The 15,443-nt window shown below is 70.0% G+C and carries 18 protein-coding genes; 8 read left to right on the plus strand and 10 right to left on the minus strand.

Going from position 1 to position 15,443, the window contains the following annotated elements; genetic code table 11:
• Positions 1 to 17 precede the first annotated feature (17 nt).
• The 4 genes from HUW46_RS38150 to HUW46_RS38165 form a co-directional block, all read right to left on the minus strand.
• Entirely contained in the window at positions 18 to 413 is a 396-nt protein-coding gene (locus tag HUW46_RS38150; RefSeq protein ID WP_254125326.1) for a response regulator, read from the minus strand.
• A gap of 16 nt (positions 414 to 429) precedes the next feature.
• The gene (locus tag HUW46_RS38155) at positions 430 to 1,104 is read right to left on the minus strand and encodes a hypothetical protein (protein ID WP_215543561.1); all 675 of its coding nucleotides are present in this window, start codon (positions 1,102 to 1,104) and stop codon (positions 430 to 432) included.
• 144 nt (positions 1,105 to 1,248) lie between these two features.
• Positions 1,249 to 2,343 carry a sensor histidine kinase gene (locus tag HUW46_RS38160; RefSeq protein WP_254125328.1) on the minus strand — a complete coding sequence of 365 codons (1,095 nt, stop codon included), beginning with the start codon at positions 2,341 to 2,343 and terminating at the stop codon, positions 1,249 to 1,251.
• On the minus strand, positions 2,340 to 2,993 hold the full coding sequence (locus HUW46_RS38165; RefSeq protein ID WP_215543562.1) for a response regulator: 654 nt from the start codon (positions 2,991 to 2,993) through the stop codon (positions 2,340 to 2,342). The genes HUW46_RS38160 and HUW46_RS38165 overlap by 4 nt, the downstream gene beginning before the upstream one ends.
• Before the next feature lie 152 nt (positions 2,994 to 3,145).
• Here HUW46_RS38165 and lepB point away from each other — a divergent pair, with 152 nt between their 5' ends.
• A complete protein-coding gene (gene lepB, locus HUW46_RS38170) occupies positions 3,146 to 3,739 on the plus strand; it encodes a signal peptidase I (RefSeq protein WP_254125330.1) in 594 nt (197 codons plus the stop codon).
• A 6-nt stretch (positions 3,740 to 3,745) separates the two neighbouring features.
• On the opposite strand, the gene HUW46_RS38175 is transcribed toward lepB, so the two are convergent.
• Together HUW46_RS38175 and HUW46_RS38180 are read right to left on the minus strand one after the other, a co-directional pair.
• Complete coding sequence (locus HUW46_RS38175) at positions 3,746 to 5,122, minus strand: serine hydrolase (protein ID WP_215543564.1); 1,377 nt, start codon at positions 5,120 to 5,122, stop codon at positions 3,746 to 3,748.
• Positions 5,119 to 5,367 carry a hypothetical protein gene (locus tag HUW46_RS38180; protein WP_254125332.1) on the minus strand — a complete coding sequence of 83 codons (249 nt, stop codon included), beginning with the start codon at positions 5,365 to 5,367 and terminating at the stop codon, positions 5,119 to 5,121. The genes HUW46_RS38175 and HUW46_RS38180 overlap by 4 nt, the downstream gene beginning before the upstream one ends.
• Positions 5,368 to 5,575: 208 nt before the next feature.
• Between HUW46_RS38180 and HUW46_RS38185 the strand changes: the two genes are divergently transcribed.
• The 5 genes from HUW46_RS38185 to HUW46_RS38205 all read left to right on the plus strand — a co-directional run bounded on the left by HUW46_RS38185 (position 5,576) and on the right by HUW46_RS38205 (position 10,012).
• Entirely contained in the window at positions 5,576 to 6,502 is a 927-nt protein-coding gene (locus HUW46_RS38185; RefSeq protein WP_215550367.1) for a MarR family transcriptional regulator, read from the plus strand.
• A gap of 36 nt (positions 6,503 to 6,538) precedes the next feature.
• Positions 6,539 to 7,189 carry an alpha/beta hydrolase gene (locus HUW46_RS38190; protein ID WP_215543566.1) on the plus strand — a complete coding sequence of 217 codons (651 nt, stop codon included), beginning with the start codon at positions 6,539 to 6,541 and terminating at the stop codon, positions 7,187 to 7,189.
• Between the two features lie 434 nt (positions 7,190 to 7,623).
• Positions 7,624 to 8,079 carry a VOC family protein gene (locus HUW46_RS38195; RefSeq protein WP_215543567.1) on the plus strand — a complete coding sequence of 152 codons (456 nt, stop codon included), beginning with the start codon at positions 7,624 to 7,626 and terminating at the stop codon, positions 8,077 to 8,079.
• Positions 8,076 to 8,414 carry a hypothetical protein gene (locus HUW46_RS38200; RefSeq protein WP_215543568.1) on the plus strand — a complete coding sequence of 113 codons (339 nt, stop codon included), beginning with the start codon at positions 8,076 to 8,078 and terminating at the stop codon, positions 8,412 to 8,414. The genes HUW46_RS38195 and HUW46_RS38200 overlap by 4 nt, the downstream gene beginning before the upstream one ends.
• 476 nt (positions 8,415 to 8,890) lie before the next feature.
• Positions 8,891 to 10,012 carry a carboxylate-amine ligase gene (locus HUW46_RS38205; RefSeq protein WP_215543569.1) on the plus strand — a complete coding sequence of 374 codons (1,122 nt, stop codon included), beginning with the start codon at positions 8,891 to 8,893 and terminating at the stop codon, positions 10,010 to 10,012.
• Positions 10,013 to 10,047: 35 nt separating this feature from the next.
• On the opposite strand, the gene HUW46_RS38210 is transcribed toward HUW46_RS38205, so the two are convergent.
• A complete protein-coding gene (locus HUW46_RS38210) occupies positions 10,048 to 10,887 on the minus strand; it encodes an HD domain-containing protein (protein WP_254125336.1) in 840 nt (279 codons plus the stop codon).
• A gap of 240 nt (positions 10,888 to 11,127) precedes the next feature.
• On the opposite strand from HUW46_RS38210, the gene HUW46_RS38215 reads away from it, so the two are divergent.
• Entirely contained in the window at positions 11,128 to 11,991 is an 864-nt protein-coding gene (locus tag HUW46_RS38215) for an SAM-dependent methyltransferase (RefSeq protein WP_215543570.1), read from the plus strand.
• Positions 11,992 to 12,142: 151 nt separating this feature from the next.
• Here HUW46_RS38215 and HUW46_RS38220 read toward each other — a convergent pair whose 3' ends face one another.
• Genes HUW46_RS38220 through HUW46_RS38230 form a run of 3 tightly spaced genes read right to left on the minus strand, consistent with a single transcriptional unit; the run spans position 12,143 to position 14,162 of the window.
• Positions 12,143 to 13,435 (minus strand): SLC13 family permease, encoded by a 1,293-nt coding sequence (locus tag HUW46_RS38220; RefSeq protein ID WP_215543571.1) that lies wholly within the window; start codon positions 13,433 to 13,435, stop codon positions 12,143 to 12,145.
• 13 nt (positions 13,436 to 13,448) lie between these two features.
• Positions 13,449 to 13,895 (minus strand): CBS domain-containing protein, encoded by a 447-nt coding sequence (locus tag HUW46_RS38225; RefSeq protein WP_215543572.1) that lies wholly within the window; start codon positions 13,893 to 13,895, stop codon positions 13,449 to 13,451.
• A 39-nt stretch (positions 13,896 to 13,934) separates the two neighbouring features.
• Positions 13,935 to 14,162 (minus strand): hypothetical protein, encoded by a 228-nt coding sequence (locus HUW46_RS38230; RefSeq protein WP_215543573.1) that lies wholly within the window; start codon positions 14,160 to 14,162, stop codon positions 13,935 to 13,937.
• A gap of 252 nt (positions 14,163 to 14,414) precedes the next feature.
• Between HUW46_RS38230 and HUW46_RS38235 the strand changes: the two genes are divergently transcribed.
• The gene (locus tag HUW46_RS38235) at positions 14,415 to 15,407 is read left to right on the plus strand and encodes an aldo/keto reductase (protein ID WP_215543574.1); all 993 of its coding nucleotides are present in this window, start codon (positions 14,415 to 14,417) and stop codon (positions 15,405 to 15,407) included.
• The last annotated feature ends 36 nt before the right edge of the window (positions 15,408 to 15,443 follow it).

Consider the following 15,443-nt stretch of genomic DNA (forward strand, 5'->3'; position numbering starts at 1 on the left):
ACACTTTACGGCGTGCCTCACCACACGCGGCGGCCACGCACCGAGCGCGGCGGCAGCACGACGCCGCCCGCCGCCACCGTGCGGACGAGCTGGGCCAGCTGTTCCGGCGCGGTGTCGGTGAGGACGACTCCGGCCGCGCCCGCGCGCAAGGCGGTCGCGACAGCGTCGCCGCCGGACGCGGTCAGCATCGCGACCTTCGTCCGCGGCGCTTCCCTCCGCAGCTCGCGGAGCACCGTGAAGCCGCTCTGGTCGAGCAAAACGACGTCGGGCCGGTGCAGGGCAACGACATCGATCGCCTTCGCGCCGGTGGCGGTGGCGACGACTTCGATGTCCCCGGCCGCGGTCAGCGCCCGCTCCAGTCCTGATCGGATGGAGGCGTCGTCGTCGACCACCACCACGCGGAGCACGGTCACTGTCCGGTTCGGACGGTCAGAAGTCGAAACCGTCGGGATCGTCGAAGCCGACGTACTCGGCTTCACCCGCGCTGGTACTCGGCGTTTCGGCGAACAGCCCGCCGAACAAGCCGCCGAACACCGCGGCCGCGCCGAGCCCCCACGCACCGCCGACGAGGGCGGGCTTCCACCACGGCGTGCTGTACCAGCCCCGCGGCACCGGGCGCCCCGCGACCTCACCACCGGGGTAGTAGTGCGGCGTATTTTCGCCCGGCTGCGGCGAAGTTTCGTAGGTCTGGCCGTCGATCTCGACGGTGCGGTGCTCGGTGACCGCGCCCGCCCGCTCGCGTTCTTCGCTGCCGGGCAGTGCGGGGCCGGGGTCGAGGTCCATCGCGATCCGCGCGGCGCGGATGTAGTACAGCCCTTCGAGCGCGGTTTCCTGTGCCAGCTCGGCCTGTTCCGGTGTCTGCGCTTGTTCGAGCTGGCTTCCTGCCGCGTGGTAGCGCTCGGACGCGTCGGAGAGCGCCTGCTTCGAGGCCGCGTTGGTGCCGGCGAGCTGGAGCACCTGGCCACCGAGGCGTTCCATCCAGCGGCGGGTTTCGGCCTTCGCGTCGTCGAGCTGGCGTTGCCGCGCGGCGGCTTGGGCGCGGGACGCGAAGATCGCGCCGATTACGATCGCCGCGAGCACGATCAGGACGATCGCGGTACCCATGGATGTCTCCCCGGCTGAGGTCACCGGGGGCAGCGCCGCCCGGGCGGCCAGGATCGGCCGCACGCCCAGAATCGCGGCACGGCCCCGGCGGCACCATCCGCTGATCGTCCGGAGCCCGCCCCCGGTCGGCGGGAATGCGGACGGTCAGTCCTCGCCGGTGGGCAGTCGCAGGTGGACCCGGTAGCCGCCGCTGTCGGTCGGCCCTGCTTCGAAGGTGCCGCCGAGGAGTTCGGCCCGTTCGCGCAGCCCGACGAGCCCGTGCTGCGCGCTCGGCAGGCGCACCGTCGGGTGGGTCGGCCGTCCGTTCTCGACGGTGACGGCGAGCCTGTCCGCACTGTGTCCGATGTGGACTTTCACCTTCGCGCCCGGTGCGTGCTTGCGCGCGTTGGTGAGCGCTTCCTGGATCGTCCGGTAGATCGCGCGCTGCTGCGGCGCCCCGAGATCGGCGGGCAGCTCGCCGTGCAGCTCTGCGGTGATACCGCTGGTTTCGACGAGCCGGTCGAGTTCGGCGATGGTGGGCTGCGGGGTCAGCTCGGTCGGCCCGCTGCCCGAGGCCCGCAGCAGCGTCACCATGTGCCGCAGCTCGTCGAGCGTGGTCACGCTCAGCTCGCGGATGGTCGACGCGGCCGCCTTCGTCCCGGGATCGGGCGCGCCGACCTGCAGCGCGCCCGCGCTCACCGCGATCAGGCTCACCTGGTGCGACACCACGTCGTGCATCTCCCGTGCCAGCTGGGTCCGTTCGCGGGCGAGCGTGGTCTGCTCGATCAGCAGCCGTTCGTGCTCGCGCGCCTGCTCGATCTCGTCGAGCCGCGACGCGAGTTCGGTGCTGGTGCGCCTGAGCCGCCCGAGGAAGATCGGCGCGGCCGCCGCCATGACCGCGTAGATCACGCCGACCAGGACGTCGTCGTGGGACACCTCCAGCATCGGCGGCCACGGGATGGCGTAGCCGAGTGCGACGACCGTGCCGCATCCGGTGAGCAGCCACCGGTTCCGGTGGTGCAGGGCGACGGTGTACAACGCGAAGACCGCGGGCAGGACCGACTGCGAGATCACCAGCGACGGAACCGTGATCGCGAGCACGGTGAGCGGGAAGAACCGGCGCAGCAGCAGGGCGAGGCTCGCGATCGCGGCGGTGCCGAACTCCACCGGCGTGGCGTGCCGCGCGCTGAGCCACGTGTCCAGCGCGGCGAGCACGACCGGCGCGAGGTCGAACACCCACGACGGCGGCCGGTACTTCACCGCCCGTCACCGGCCAGCAGGCCGGCCCGCTGCGCGAGCAGCGCCGCCTGCACCCTGCCGGTCACCCCGAGCTTGGTCAGGATCGCGCTGACGTGGTCCTTGACCGTGCCGGGGGACAGGTGGACCGCCGTCCCGATCTCGGCGTTCGACAACCCGTCCGCGATGAGCACGAGGATCTGGCGTTCTCGTTCGGAGAGCCTGCCGACGCTCGCGGTCGCGGCGGGGTCCTCGCTGCCGTCGAGGTAGCGATCCACCACCGACCGGGTCACCTTCGCCGACAGCACCAGCCCGCCACCGGCGAGCGTGCGCACGAAGTGCGCGAGCTGCTCGGGATCGGTGTCCTTCAAGAGGAATCCCGCCGCCCCCGAGCGCAGCGCGGCGGCGACGTACTCGTCGGAATCGAACGTCGTGAGCATCGCGACCGTCGGCGGATCCGGCAGCGCGCGGATGCGGGACAGCACGGTGAGGCCGTCGACGTCCGGCATCCGGATGTCGAGCAGGACGACATCCGGACGGTGCCGAGTGATCTCGTCCACCGCGTTCGCGCCCGCCGCGGTCGCGACCACCTCGATGTCCCCCGCGGCGTCGAGGATCAGCCGGAAACCGGACCGGACCAGCGCCTCGTCGTCGACCACCACCACACGGATCATTGCAGCGCTCCTGCTCGCCTCGGAGTGCCGACGATAGTCTCAGCCACCCGGCGGGTGCCGACCCCGCCGACCGGCGGGAACCGGGTGGCGGGGCGTGGCGTTGACGGGACATGGCGCGGGAAGGACCACCGGGCGGCTTGCACCGGAAACGGGTGAAGCAGCATCGGTGGCGGCGCCCGGCCTTCCTCGTCGTGCTGACGCTGACGCTGATCCTCGGCGTCCAGACCTTCGTCGCGCAGGCGTTCGTCATCCCGTCGGGTTCGATGGAGCGGACCCTGCACGGGTGCCCCGGCTGCGTGGACGACCGCGTACTGGTGGACAAGCTCGTCTACCGGTTCCAGTCGCCGCAGCCCGGCGACGTGATCGTCTTCCACGCCCCCGACGACGGCTGGAAGGAGAACCTGCCGCCCGGCGAGGACGCGCTGATCAAGCGGGTCGTCGCCGTCGGCGGGCAGACGGTGCGGTGCTGCGATGCGGGCAGGGTGGTCGTGGACGGCCAGCCGCTCGACGAGCCGTACCTGCTGGCCGGGGCCGGGCAGGACCGGCATTCGTTCGGGCCGGTGACGGTGCCCGAGGGCTATCTGTGGGTGATGGGGGACAACCGCGACGACTCGGCGGATTCCCGGTACCACCAGTACGGCCCCGGCAAGGGCGCGGTTCCCGTCGAGGAAGTCGTCGGCAAGGCGCGGCTCGTGATCTGGCCACCCGGCCGGTGGCAGCCGGTGCGCGGCGCCGCGGATCGATGACGGGGCTCACTCCGATCGCGGGTTCACCCGGCAATTGGTGTGGAGATACTGGGCAGGGCCGTTCGTGAAGTCGTAGATCGCGACCGTCTGGGTGTCTTCCAGCGGATCCGTCGGCGGCATCAGGAAATGCGTCCGGCTGATCGGGAGCAGTTCGTATCGGACGCGGTCCGGTTTGTTCAGGAATTCCGCCTGCATCGGGTCCATGGCCAGGGTCAGGTAGAGCTTTTCGTCCTCAGTGGATACCTCGTAGCGCGTGCCGGGGCGCTCGTAGACGCCTTCGTAGCGGGACAGGTCGAGGTTCAGCGTCGGGTCCGGTGCGGGCAGGTCCGGGATGGTGACGGTGCCGAGATCGGTCAGGATCTCGGTGAAAACCTTGCGGTAGAAGCTTTCCCGCGGTCCGCCGTTGGTCAGCATCGTGATGGCGGTGCTGGTGTCCGGAAGGAGTCGAAGCCGGGCGTTCTGGCCGATCGTGCTGCCGTCGGTGGCGTAGCCGGTCCGGCCGTGCCAGTCGCACACGATGAGGCCGAGCGCCCATTCCGGTCCGAACAGGTACGGATCCGGGACGGGCACCCGCGAACGCGTCATCTCGCGAATGCTTTCGGCCGAAAGGATGCGCTGTCCGTTCGGTGCCTTGCCTTCGTCGAGCAGGACGTGCGCCATGGCGAGCACCTCGCGGGTCGTCGAGGTGAGGTTGCCGCCGGGGCCGAAGGCACGCGGCAGGTGGTCCATCGGCGTGACGATCGGGCCCTCGTCCAGCGAGCGGATCAGGTGCCCGGTCGCCGCCCGGGTTTCGTCCACCTCCTCGTGCCGGGTGTTCGTGCTGGTCAGTCCCAACGGGACGAAGAGGCGCTCCCGCATGAGGTCGTCCCACGGTTTGCCGTCGTGCACCTCGAGGATCCGCGCGAGAACGGCGTAACCCAGCGCCGCGCTGTACCCGTGGGTGTGGCCGAGCGGGAAGACCTGCGGCGCGCCGGCGATGTTCGTGACCATGCGCTCGTAGACGTCGTCGTCTTCGCCGGGGTCGCCGTAGGCCTCCTCGATGCCGTTGGTGTGGTTCAGAAGGTGGCGAGGGGTGACCTCGGCGCTGGTTTCGGGATCGGCCACGGTGAAACCGGGCAGGTGGGCCCGCACCGGCTCGTCCAGGTCGACCTTGCCCTCGTCGACGAGTTGCAGGAAGGCCAGCGCGGTCCACGTCTTGGTCATGGATCCGCATTGGTAGACGGTGTCCGTGGTCACCGGTTCCCGCGTTTCCACGTTCTTGACGCCGACCGCGAGTTCGGTGACCTCTCCGCCGTGGAGCACGCCGATCGCGGCGCTCGGGATTCCGTACTCCGCAAGGAGTTCGGTGACTCGGGCTTGGATCCGCGGCACGGTGATGGTCATCGCGCGAGACCGACCGCGTTCTTGGCGTCGGCTTCGAAGTACTCGGTCGTGGCGTAGGCACCGGCGTGCGCTTCGAACAGTTCCCGGACCCCGTCGATGGAGTCGTGGGCGATGACGTTCACCGCCTTGGCCCCGTCCGTGCTGGCGACGGCCAGTGTCCACTTGGCACCCTTGGGAAGCTTCGCGTATGCCTTCTTCAGGCCACTCCAGAACTTGCCGTCGTCCGAGACGGTTGATACGGCCATTACCTGCATTGTTGGTTCCCTCTCTTTCCGGATGAGCAAAAGCTACGTTGCATTTCCGGGTGCGTCAATGAGAAGAGCGTGGAAAACGCCTATGCGAAGCCAATCGTTGCAACAGGTTTGTGAATAAATGCAATTACCCGATGCGGATCGTTGCACTGTACTGTTGCTGAACGCACGAGGTCGCCGAATGCGCAGGGAGGTGTGCCGGGTGCCGGGAGGAAGGCTGACCCACGAGGACCGCCGCCGGATCGCGGCCTGGCTGGCCGACGGGCTCGGGTACGCCGAGATCGGCCGACGGCTCGGCAGGCCGACGTCCACGATCAGCCGCGAGGTGGCCCGTAACGGTGTACCCGGCGACTACCTGGCCGACCAGGCACAGCAGGAGGCAGGCCACCGCGCCCGCAGGCGCAAGCCGACTCGGCCAGAACCGGCCGATGACGGGCAGCCGACCGAGGCGGTGCGCGGTTTCGTGGACCGGTTCGCGACGTCGCTGGCCGCGACCGGGCTGCCCCGGATGACCGCGCGGGTGTTCGCTTGCCTGCTCACCGCCGACGCCGATGGCCTGACCGCGGCCGATCTGGTGCGCCGGTTGCAGGTCAGCCCGGCGTCGGTGTCCAAGTCGATCGGTTACCTCGAAGCCATGGAACTCGTGCTGCGCCGACCGGATGCCGGTGGGCGCCGCGAGCGGTACCTCATCGACGACGAGGTCTGGCTCCGGGCGTGGCAGGCCGATACGGGCGCGCACGGCGAGATCGCGACCGCCGCCCAGCGGGGCGTCGAACTCTTCGGCGCCGACACGACAGCCGGCGCCCGGTTCGGCACGATGGGCCGGTTCTTCGCCCGGCTCAGCGAACAGATGAGCGGCAGCACTCTCGCCGAGCCCGTCGTGTACGACGCGCTGACCGTGCTCGCCGCCCTCGTGCACGCCGGGCAACCGCTCTCCGCGGGCCCACTCGCTATCGCGCTCGGCTGGCCCCGGGACCGCGCCATCGCCGCCCTCGATGCGATCCGGCATCGACCAAGCCTCGCCGATCCCCTCGCCCTGCGGGCCGTCGGGCCGAAGACCTACACCCTCGTCCCGAGACCGGACAGGCTGAGCCCCGCGCAACGGGAAGCACTCGACGAAGTCCGCTAGCTTCGTCCTTTGTGGACGCGACCAGAGGAGACCACGATGTCGCTCGCAGGCGAGTTGATCACCGAAACCTTCGGGTACGACGGGGGCCGCCAGGTCACGGTCTACGTCCCGGCGGACCGGCCCGAGGCGGTCGTGTTCGCCGGTGACGGCGAGTTGATCGCGCAGTGGGGTGGTGACCTCGAAGCCGCCGACGCACCGGCCACGGTGATCGTCGGTGCGCACCGCTCGGCCGACGAGACCCTGCGGCTCCACGAGTACTCACCGGGCTTCGAGCCGGAGCGGTTTTCGGCGCACGAGAGGTTCTTCCTCGAAGACGTCGGCCCATGGGCACGATCGCGGTTCGGGGTGGACCTGCCCGCCGAGCGCACCGCGGTGTGCGGTGTCTCGGCGGGCGGAGAGCTGGCGCTGGCCATGGGGCTTCGGCATCCGGACGTCTACGGTTCGGTCTTGTGCGCCTCGCCCGGCGGAGGCTATCGACCTCCTGCCGCCATGTCGGGTTCGCTTCCGCGCACGTATCTCGTGGCAGGCACGCTGGAGCCGTTCTTCCTCCAGAACGCGACCCGGTGGCGGGACGCGCTGCGCGACGCGGGGGCGGACGTCGTGCTGCACGAGCGGGTCGGATCGCATGGCGACGCGTTCTGGCGCGAAGAGTTCCCGCTGATGGTGGCTTGGGCGTTCGGACGATGAAGAGAAGCCGCAGGCCGCACCGGCCGCGGCCTTGATGATGCGCATGGCGGCCCGCGGGATGTCCCCGCCCATGTGCAGGGTGTTCACCGAGTAGACCAGGCGGCGGGACAGGTCTGGCGTGGTGCCCATGCCGCTGGCGTAACCGGGCCGGTCGCCGGTCTTGCCCCAGAACACCACCCGGCCGATCTGCATCCGGGCGAGCCCGCCACCGAGGTGCGCCGGTACGTCGTTGCCGGGGTCGTTGTCGCCGTCGTAGTCGGGGACGTCCGGGACGGCGAAGAGTTCGGCGGTCTGCGCCGGTGGCAGCATCCGGCCGGACATATCATGACCGACTCGCACGTGGTCGACACGTGGTATCCGCGTAGTCGGTACGGATGTCCGCGCGCCCCGCTCGGGACAGGATCGGTGTCGTGGCCGGCGTTGAAAGGAGTGAGATGGTGTTCATCAGGCGGTTCGACCACGTGGGTATCACGGTGGCCGATCTCGACGCCGTGACGGCGTTCTTCGTCGGTCTCGGTCTGGAGGCCGACGGGAAGATGGCGGTCGAGGGCGAGTTCCTGGACACGGTGATCGGGATGACCGGTGCCCGCACCGAGATCGTCATGCTGCGTCCGCCCGGTGGGGGAACGACGGTGGAGCTATCCAGTTTCACGCGGCCGGACCACCTTCCGGGTTCGCCCGCCGCGCCTGCCAACGAGTTGGGCCTGCGCAACGTCGCCTTCGAAGTGCACGACCTCCGTGCCGCGGTCGAGCACGCCGCGGCCGCCGGGTACGGCTTGGTGGGCGGCATCGGCGAATATGAGGGCGCGTGGCGGATGGCCTACGTCCGCGGACCCGAAGGAATCATCGTGTCACTGGCCGAGCGCATCGAAAACGAGGAGACAGCATGACCACGACCGTCACCGACGAACAGATCCAGGCACTGGCCGCGACCGCGAAGCCCTACAGCCTCGCGATCCTCCGATGGGGGCCAGAGCGCACCATGGACGGCGCGGACGCGATCGAACTCGAACACCAGCGGCGCATGGTGTCGCTGCGCGCCGAGGGGGTGATCGCGGTCCTGTGCCCGGTCGCCTCCGACGACGTGGCCGGTGTCGCGATCATGACCGTGCCCGCCGAGAAGGCCGAGGAGATCATGACCGGGGACCCCTGCGTGCGAGCCGGGATGATGCGCTGCGAGGTCCACCCGTGCCACGGCTTCCCCGGAGACACCCTCCCCGCGTGAACGAGCTGTGCCGTGATCATCGGGTTTTCTGGCGCAACGCCGCCGCGTTGACCTGGTTCAGGTGCAGCAGGAGGTCGTAGGACCGGCCGGAGCAGGCACACCGCCGCCCAGCACACCGCCAGGGTCGTCGATACGACGATCGCGAACAGCACCGCGTTCGGCAGGTGGTAAACCCAGAGCAGCATGGGAAATGTCCTCAACGGATTCGGCGCCACCGGACCTACGGCGCGGAATGTTGTCGCCGGAAGTCGTCGGCGGTGTGGGCGCGCACGTTCATGGGAGTGGCACGATTATCCCGAGAATCCGCGACCTGGACCGCATGGCCCCTCCCGCTGTTCGCTGATCCGGCAATCCCACGGTGGCCCATCAGGCGCCGTCCGCACGACACCTGGTGGCATGAACCGGCATTCCGATCGAGTGGTCACCTACCGTCATCACCCCGCGCGCTCGACGACGGGTGTCGGCAGAATCGGCCCATGGCCTGTGCTGCCCGGTTGATGGTCGGTGTGGAAGAGGAGTACCTGCTCGTCGATCCGCGGACCCGGGCCGTCCGGCCCGCCGCGGAAACCGTGGTCGCCACCGCGGCGGAGCGACTCGGTGACCGGGTCGGCACCGAGATCACGCGCTTCCAGGTCGAGGTGCGCACGGACCCGTGCCAGGACCTGACCGCGTTGGCGGAGCAGGTGCGCGCGACGCGGCGGGCCACCGCGGCCGCGGCCGCGCGCCACGGGCTGCGGGTGATGTCCTCCGGCACCCCGGTGCTCGGGAACCCGATTCCGCCACCCATCACCGAAGGAGCCCGCTACGCGCGCAGCGTCGCCGCGTTCCGGGCCCTCGACGACGAGCAAAGCGCTTGCGCCTGCCATGTCCACATAGGACTCGATGACCAGGAGCTCGCGTTGCGCGTCAGCAACCACATCCGGCCATGGCTGCCCACGCTGATCGCGATCACCGCGAACTCCCCGTTCTGGGCCGGGCGCGATACCGGCTATGCCAGCTGGCGCACCATGATCTGGGCGCGCTGGCCGGTCGCGGGCCCACCGCCGGTCTTCCACTCGGTCGCGCATTTCGACGACCTGGTCGGGCAGCTCCACGCCACCGGCGCGATCCTGGATCCTGGCGGCCTCTACTGGGACATCCGGCCCTCCAGCCACGTCCCGACCATCGAAATACGTGTCGGTGACGCCGCGCCCACCGTCACCGACACGGTGTTCCTCGCCGCGATCGTCCGCGCGCTGGTGGACACCGCGATCACCGCGATCGCGGCCAAGGAACCCGCCCCGGATCCGGCGCAGCACCTGCTGCGGGCCGCGTACTGGCGTGCCGCGCTCGACGGCCTGACCGGATCCGCGATCGACGTGCGAACCGGCACCGCGGTCCCCGCGATCGGCATGGCGCACCACCTGCTCACCCACCTCGGCCCCGCCCTGCACCGCAATCACGACCTCGACCTCGCCCGCACGACCTGGGACTGGATCCGGGCCCGCGGCACCGGGGCCGACCGCCAACGCCAAGCACACCAGCGCCGGAACCGGCTCACCGACGTCGTCGACGCACTGATCATCGCCGCCGATCAGGCGAACCGGTCTCGCGCTTGACGTTGCCAGCGCCATCGGGTCGTGCGCGCCGGATTTCACCTCCGGCAACCTGTCCGGATTTCGGCTCGCCGCAGGAGTTCTTCGGTGCGGTGCACGGCGGCGGCCCGTTCGCTTCCATTGGCCGCCAATGCGCGGACCACGGGGTCATCGGGGCCGCGGCGGGCACGCAGCTCGGTCATCCGGTCGGCGAAGGTGACCGGAGCACCGTCCGGGCTGGTGGTCATGTCGCAGAACCACAAGGCGTCGCGGACCGCACCTCGTTCGTCCGGGAACTTCGCGAGCTCACCGGAGAGCCCGACCAGCTCCGCGACGGCGGCGGCGCCGGTGTGGTGGGCGACAAGAGCGCAGACGCGGTTCGGCACGCCGCAGGCGGCGAGGAATTCCGCTCCGTCGACGGGGTGGAAGCCGGTGCGGACGAGGGCGGGGGTGTAGCCGAGGTCGTGCAGCCACGCCGCGGCCACCAGGGTCTCGCGGTCTGTCGGTGGGAAAGCAGTGCCGATCTCGGCTGCCCGCCGGGCGACGCCTTGGGTGTGGGCCCAACGACGGGGTAACGCTTCGGAGAGCAGGCGGTGCGCGGTCAGCCGGGCCCATTCCGACAGTGCGCGGCCTGGCGCCGCGTTCCCGGCGATGGCCGGACACGACCTCCCGGACATCCCAGTGGTGAGGTCCAGGTGTGCGCGGACCCTCCGCTCGATGAGAATCGGAACGAACCTCAGTACCCTGGCGTGGGCGAACCGGGATCGGGCGTAAGCCACCATCCGGTGAATCAGCCCCGGCGGTATCCGGTCGTACCGGCGAGCCAGGTCTCTTTCCAGTTGCCGTATCCGCTCGTCGATCCGCGTGTTGTCCGGGCTGTCCACTCGCGTGGGCCGCACGTCGCTTCCCCCCACCGTCGATCGGGTTGCTCACCTTCTCAGGCCCGGTCCTCTCCGGTTACCCAGTTCAGCGTCGACGCAGCCATGCGCACCGCACAGAGGCGGAAGACCCACGTCAGCGACCGGGCCCTTCCGCCGGTAACGCTGGCAGGTAACAGGTTTTGGCGTAGGGTGGTGATTCGGTGTGCCGGGGGAGCCTGGTCGGCGTTGTCCCTGCCAGCCTGTCTCCAGGAGCCGCACATGAGTACCGCCGCCGCCCGGACGGCCCTCGGGCCGATGGTCATCGTCGCCGTGGAGCAGTACGAGGACGTCTCGTTGCTGCGTGACCCGGTGGCCGCGCGGTTGCTGCCGTCGAGCGGGCGAGCGGCGGTGCGCGCCGCGCGGTGGCCTGTGGTGCGGCGGATGCTGGTGGGTGCGACGGAGCGACGGATTCCGGGTTTGTGGGCGAGCATGGTGTGCCGCAAGCGTTTCATCGACGACGCGGTGGAGGCGGCGCGGGAGCGGGTGGAGGCGGTGGTGATTCTCGGCGCGGGTTTCGACACGCGCGCCTACCGGCTTCCCGCGCTCGCGAACGTTCCGGTGTTCGAAGTCGACCTCCCCGCGAACATCGAGCGCAAGCGGGCCAGGCTGACGGCACTGCACGGCGGTGTGCCCGCGGGGGTCACGTTGGTGCCGGTCGATTTCGAGACGCAGGATCTGGCCGGGCGCCTCGCCGGACACGGCTACCGGCCGCGGGCGCGGACGTTCTTCGTGTGGGAGGCGGTGACCCAGTACTTGACCGAGGCCGGTGTCCGCGCCACGTTCGCGTTCCTGAGCGGCGCGCCGCGGGGCAGCGAGCTGGTGTTCACCTATGTCCGGCAGGATTTCCTGGACGGTACCGCGTTGTACGGCGCCGAGTCCGCTTATCGGGAGTTCGTGGTGCGGCGGCCGTTGTGGCGGTTCGGGATGGCACCGGAGGCGGTGCCGGGATTCCTCGCGGAGTACGGCTGGGACGAGGTCGACCAGGTGGGGGCGCGGGAGTTCACCGATCGGTATCTCGTTCCGGCTGGCAGGGCGATGGCGGTGTCGGAGATCGAACGCGCGGTGCTGGCCAGGAAGAGGTGACCGGGTTTCACCGGCGCGGGCGGGCGGCGCGCAGCGCGAGTGCGGCGAGGACGAAGGCCACGATGAGGGCGATCGCGGTGACGAGGTGTTCCATGTCGGTCCCACTTCGTTGTGAGGAAGGCGGTTTCGAGGGTACGGCGGGCGGGGGTGTTCACGCGAGGACGAAGTACCGCAGCCAGAGGTAGGGCGCCGCGACCAGCACCGTGACGAGGGTGACGATCGCGCCTTTCTTGGTGAATTCCCAGAAGGAGATCGGGCTTCCGGAGCGGGCGGCGATGCCGAGCATGACGACATTCGCGCTGGCGCCGACGGCGGTCATGTTGCCGCCGAAGTCCGCGCCGATCGCCAGCGACCACCACAGCGCCTCGGAATGCGCCGGGTCGGGGATGTCGTTGGTCAGCGCCAGCACCAGCGGGCTCATCGTTGCCACGTAAGGGATGTTGTCGATGACCCCGGAGAGCACGGCGGAGACGCCGAGAATCAGCATGACGGCGAGCAGCGCGTTGCCGCCGGTGGCGTCGGCGGCGAGCTTCGCCAGTTCGCCAATGACGCCGGTTTTGACCAGCGCGCCGATCATGATGAACAGTCCGGCGAAGAACAGCAGGGTTTCCCATTCCACGCTGGCCAGGTAGTGCTTCGGGACCGTGCGGGAGATCAGCACCAGCACGCCCGCTCCGAGCAGCGCCACCACGGACGGTTCGAGGTGGATCGCCGAGTGGGTGACGAAGGCGGCGAACACCGCGAGCAGCACGATCCCGGACTTGACCAGCAGGCGCGGATCGCGGATGGCTTCGCGTTCGTTGAGCGCCATCACGTCGGCGACCCGGTCGGGGTCGACGGTGAACGAGCCGCGGAAGAGCCGGGGCAGGACCAGGACGAACACGAGCAGTTCGACGGCCACGATCGGGGCCAGGTTGAGCAGGAAGTCGTTGAAGGACAACCCGGCGCGGCTGCCGATGATGATGTTCGGCGGGTCGCCGATCAGGGTGGCGGTGCCGCCGAGGTTGGAGGCCAGCACCTCGGCGATGAGGAACGGGACGGGTTTGACGTCGAGCCGGTCGCAGACCAGCAGGGTGACCGGGGCGATGAGCAGGATCGTGGTGACGTTGTCCAGGAACGCCGAGGCGACCGCGGTGATCAGCACCAGCAGGACCATGACCCGCAGCGGTGAGCCCTTGGCGCGTTTGGCGGCCCAGATGGCCACGTACTCGAAGACACCGGTCCGCCGCAGCACACCGACGATGATCATCATGCCGAGCAGCAGGAAGATGACGTCCCAGTCGATTCCGGTGTCGTGGGAGTAGAAGGCGTCGTCGGCCTCGACCACGCCGGTCGCGAGCACGACCCCGGCGCCGGCGAGCGCGGCGACCATCTTGGGGACCTTCTCGGTCGCGATGAAGACGTAGGCGATCACGAACACCGTGATCGCGATGGCGGCGCTCACCGGCCGCCCCCGGTCAGTGCGGGGTGAGCGCCAGTTGCAGCAACCTCGACGCCGAGATCACGCCGAGCAGCTTGCTGTCCTCCATGACCGCGACCAGCGGGCAGCGGAGCCGGGCCATCATGGCGGCGACCTCGATGATGGTGTCGTCGGCGTTGGCCCTTGGCAGTTCGGCCGGTTCGGTGGGCAGCAGCGAGCGGACCGTCTTGCCGCTGAGCTTGTCCGCGACGCGGTCCGCCGTCGATTCGGTGAGCACCCCGGCCAGTGACGGGTCGTCGGCGACGTAGGAGGGCACCAGGAACCGCACCACCTGCGAGGCGGGCAGGACGGACCGCGGGCAGCCTGCGGAGTCGGTGACCACCAGCCCGGGGAGCCGGTGCTCGGCCAGCAGCCGCGCGGCCTCGAGCGCGTCGGAATCCAGTTCCACCACCGGGAACCGCTCGGCCATCTCGCCCGCGTGCATCTCGCCAGGTTACGGCGGACGGGGCGGACGCGCCGGGGTTCATGCGGTACTCCTGTCGTGTTCTTTACGGCCGGTGGGCAGGTTGTCCGGGGGATCGAAGCTCAGCGCTTCGGTGACCGGGAGGTCGGTCGAGGAGTGCGGCGCGCGCGGATCGGACACCAGCTCGGCGACGGGACGGCGATGCGGCCGACGGGGGAGCGCGGCACCGGACAGCGACTGCGACTCGCCGACCGGCAGCACCACACGGGAGGCGAGTACCAGCGCCATGAAAATCCGTCCACGAGTCGGGTTACTCCACCCCGTGCCGGAGTGGAGTGCCGACCAGACTTCCCGGCGCTCCACGCGTAAAGATGCCGCAAAGATCAGCTCGGAGCAAACCGGGGAGCGTCCGCGGCCCTGCCGAGGTGACCGCCGTTGGCGGGTGTCGGTCCTTCGGCTTGCCCTGGAGCGCGCTCCAGGTCCTAGCGTCGGCGGCGTTGGTCAGTCTTCGAGGTATCGCCCAGTCAGGAGTATCCGCGCATGATCACCCGAACCACGCTCGGCTCGTCCGGTCTCACCGTCAGCGCGATGGGCCTGGGGTGCATGGGGATGAGCGAGAGCTACGGTGCCGCCGACTGGGACGGCGGCCTTGCCACCATCGACCGGGCGCTGGAGCTGGGCATCACGTTCCTGGACACCGCCGACGCCTACGGCACCGGGCACAACGAGGTGCTGGTGGGCCGGGCCATCCACGGTCGCCGGGACCAGGTCCAGCTGGCCACCAAGTTCGGCATCGACCGCAGCGCCGGTGACCGGGCACGCCGCATCCGCGGTGCCCGGGACTACGTCCTGCGCTCCTGCGACGCCTCGCTGCTGCGGTTGGGTGTCGAGGTGATCGACCTGTACTACGCCCACCGCCCGCCGCAGGACGTGGAGATCGAGGAGACCGTCGGGGCGATGGCCGAGTTGGTCGAGGCGGGCAAGGTCCGCCGGCTGGGCCTGTCCGAGGTCGACGGCGAGCTGCTGCGCCGGGCGCACGCGGTGCACCCGATCGCCGCGGTGCAGAGCGAGTACTCGCTGTGGACCCGCGATGTGGAGGCGGTCACCCCGGTAATGGCCGAGCTGGCGGTCGGGCTGGTGCCGTACTCGCCGCTGGGGCGGGGGTTCCTGACCGGCGCGCTGGACCGTTCCACGTTGGGAGAGAAGGACTTCCGGCGCACCAACCCCCGTTTCGCCGGCGAGGCGGGGGAGGCCAACGAGAAGATCGCGCGGACCGTGTGCGAGGTGGCCGACCGGCTGGGTGCCACCCCGGCCCAGGTGGCGCTGGCCTGGGTGTACGCCCAGGCCGAGCGGCTCGGGGTGGCGGTGGCGGCCATTCCGGGCACCCGCAGCCCGGCCCGGCTCGAACAGAACGCGGCCGCGCTGGAGCTCACCCTGGACGCCGAGGCGCTGGCCGTGCTGGACCCGCTGAGCGACCAGGTGACGGGCGAGCGCTACATCCCCGCGCACACCGCCGAGGTCGCCCGGGGTTAGCCGTCACCCATGCTTGGCGACACGCGCACCCGTGTA

The sequence above is a fragment of the Amycolatopsis sp. CA-230715 genome (assembly GCF_018736145.1).
Taxonomy (GTDB): Bacteria; Actinomycetota; Actinomycetes; order Mycobacteriales; family Pseudonocardiaceae; genus Amycolatopsis.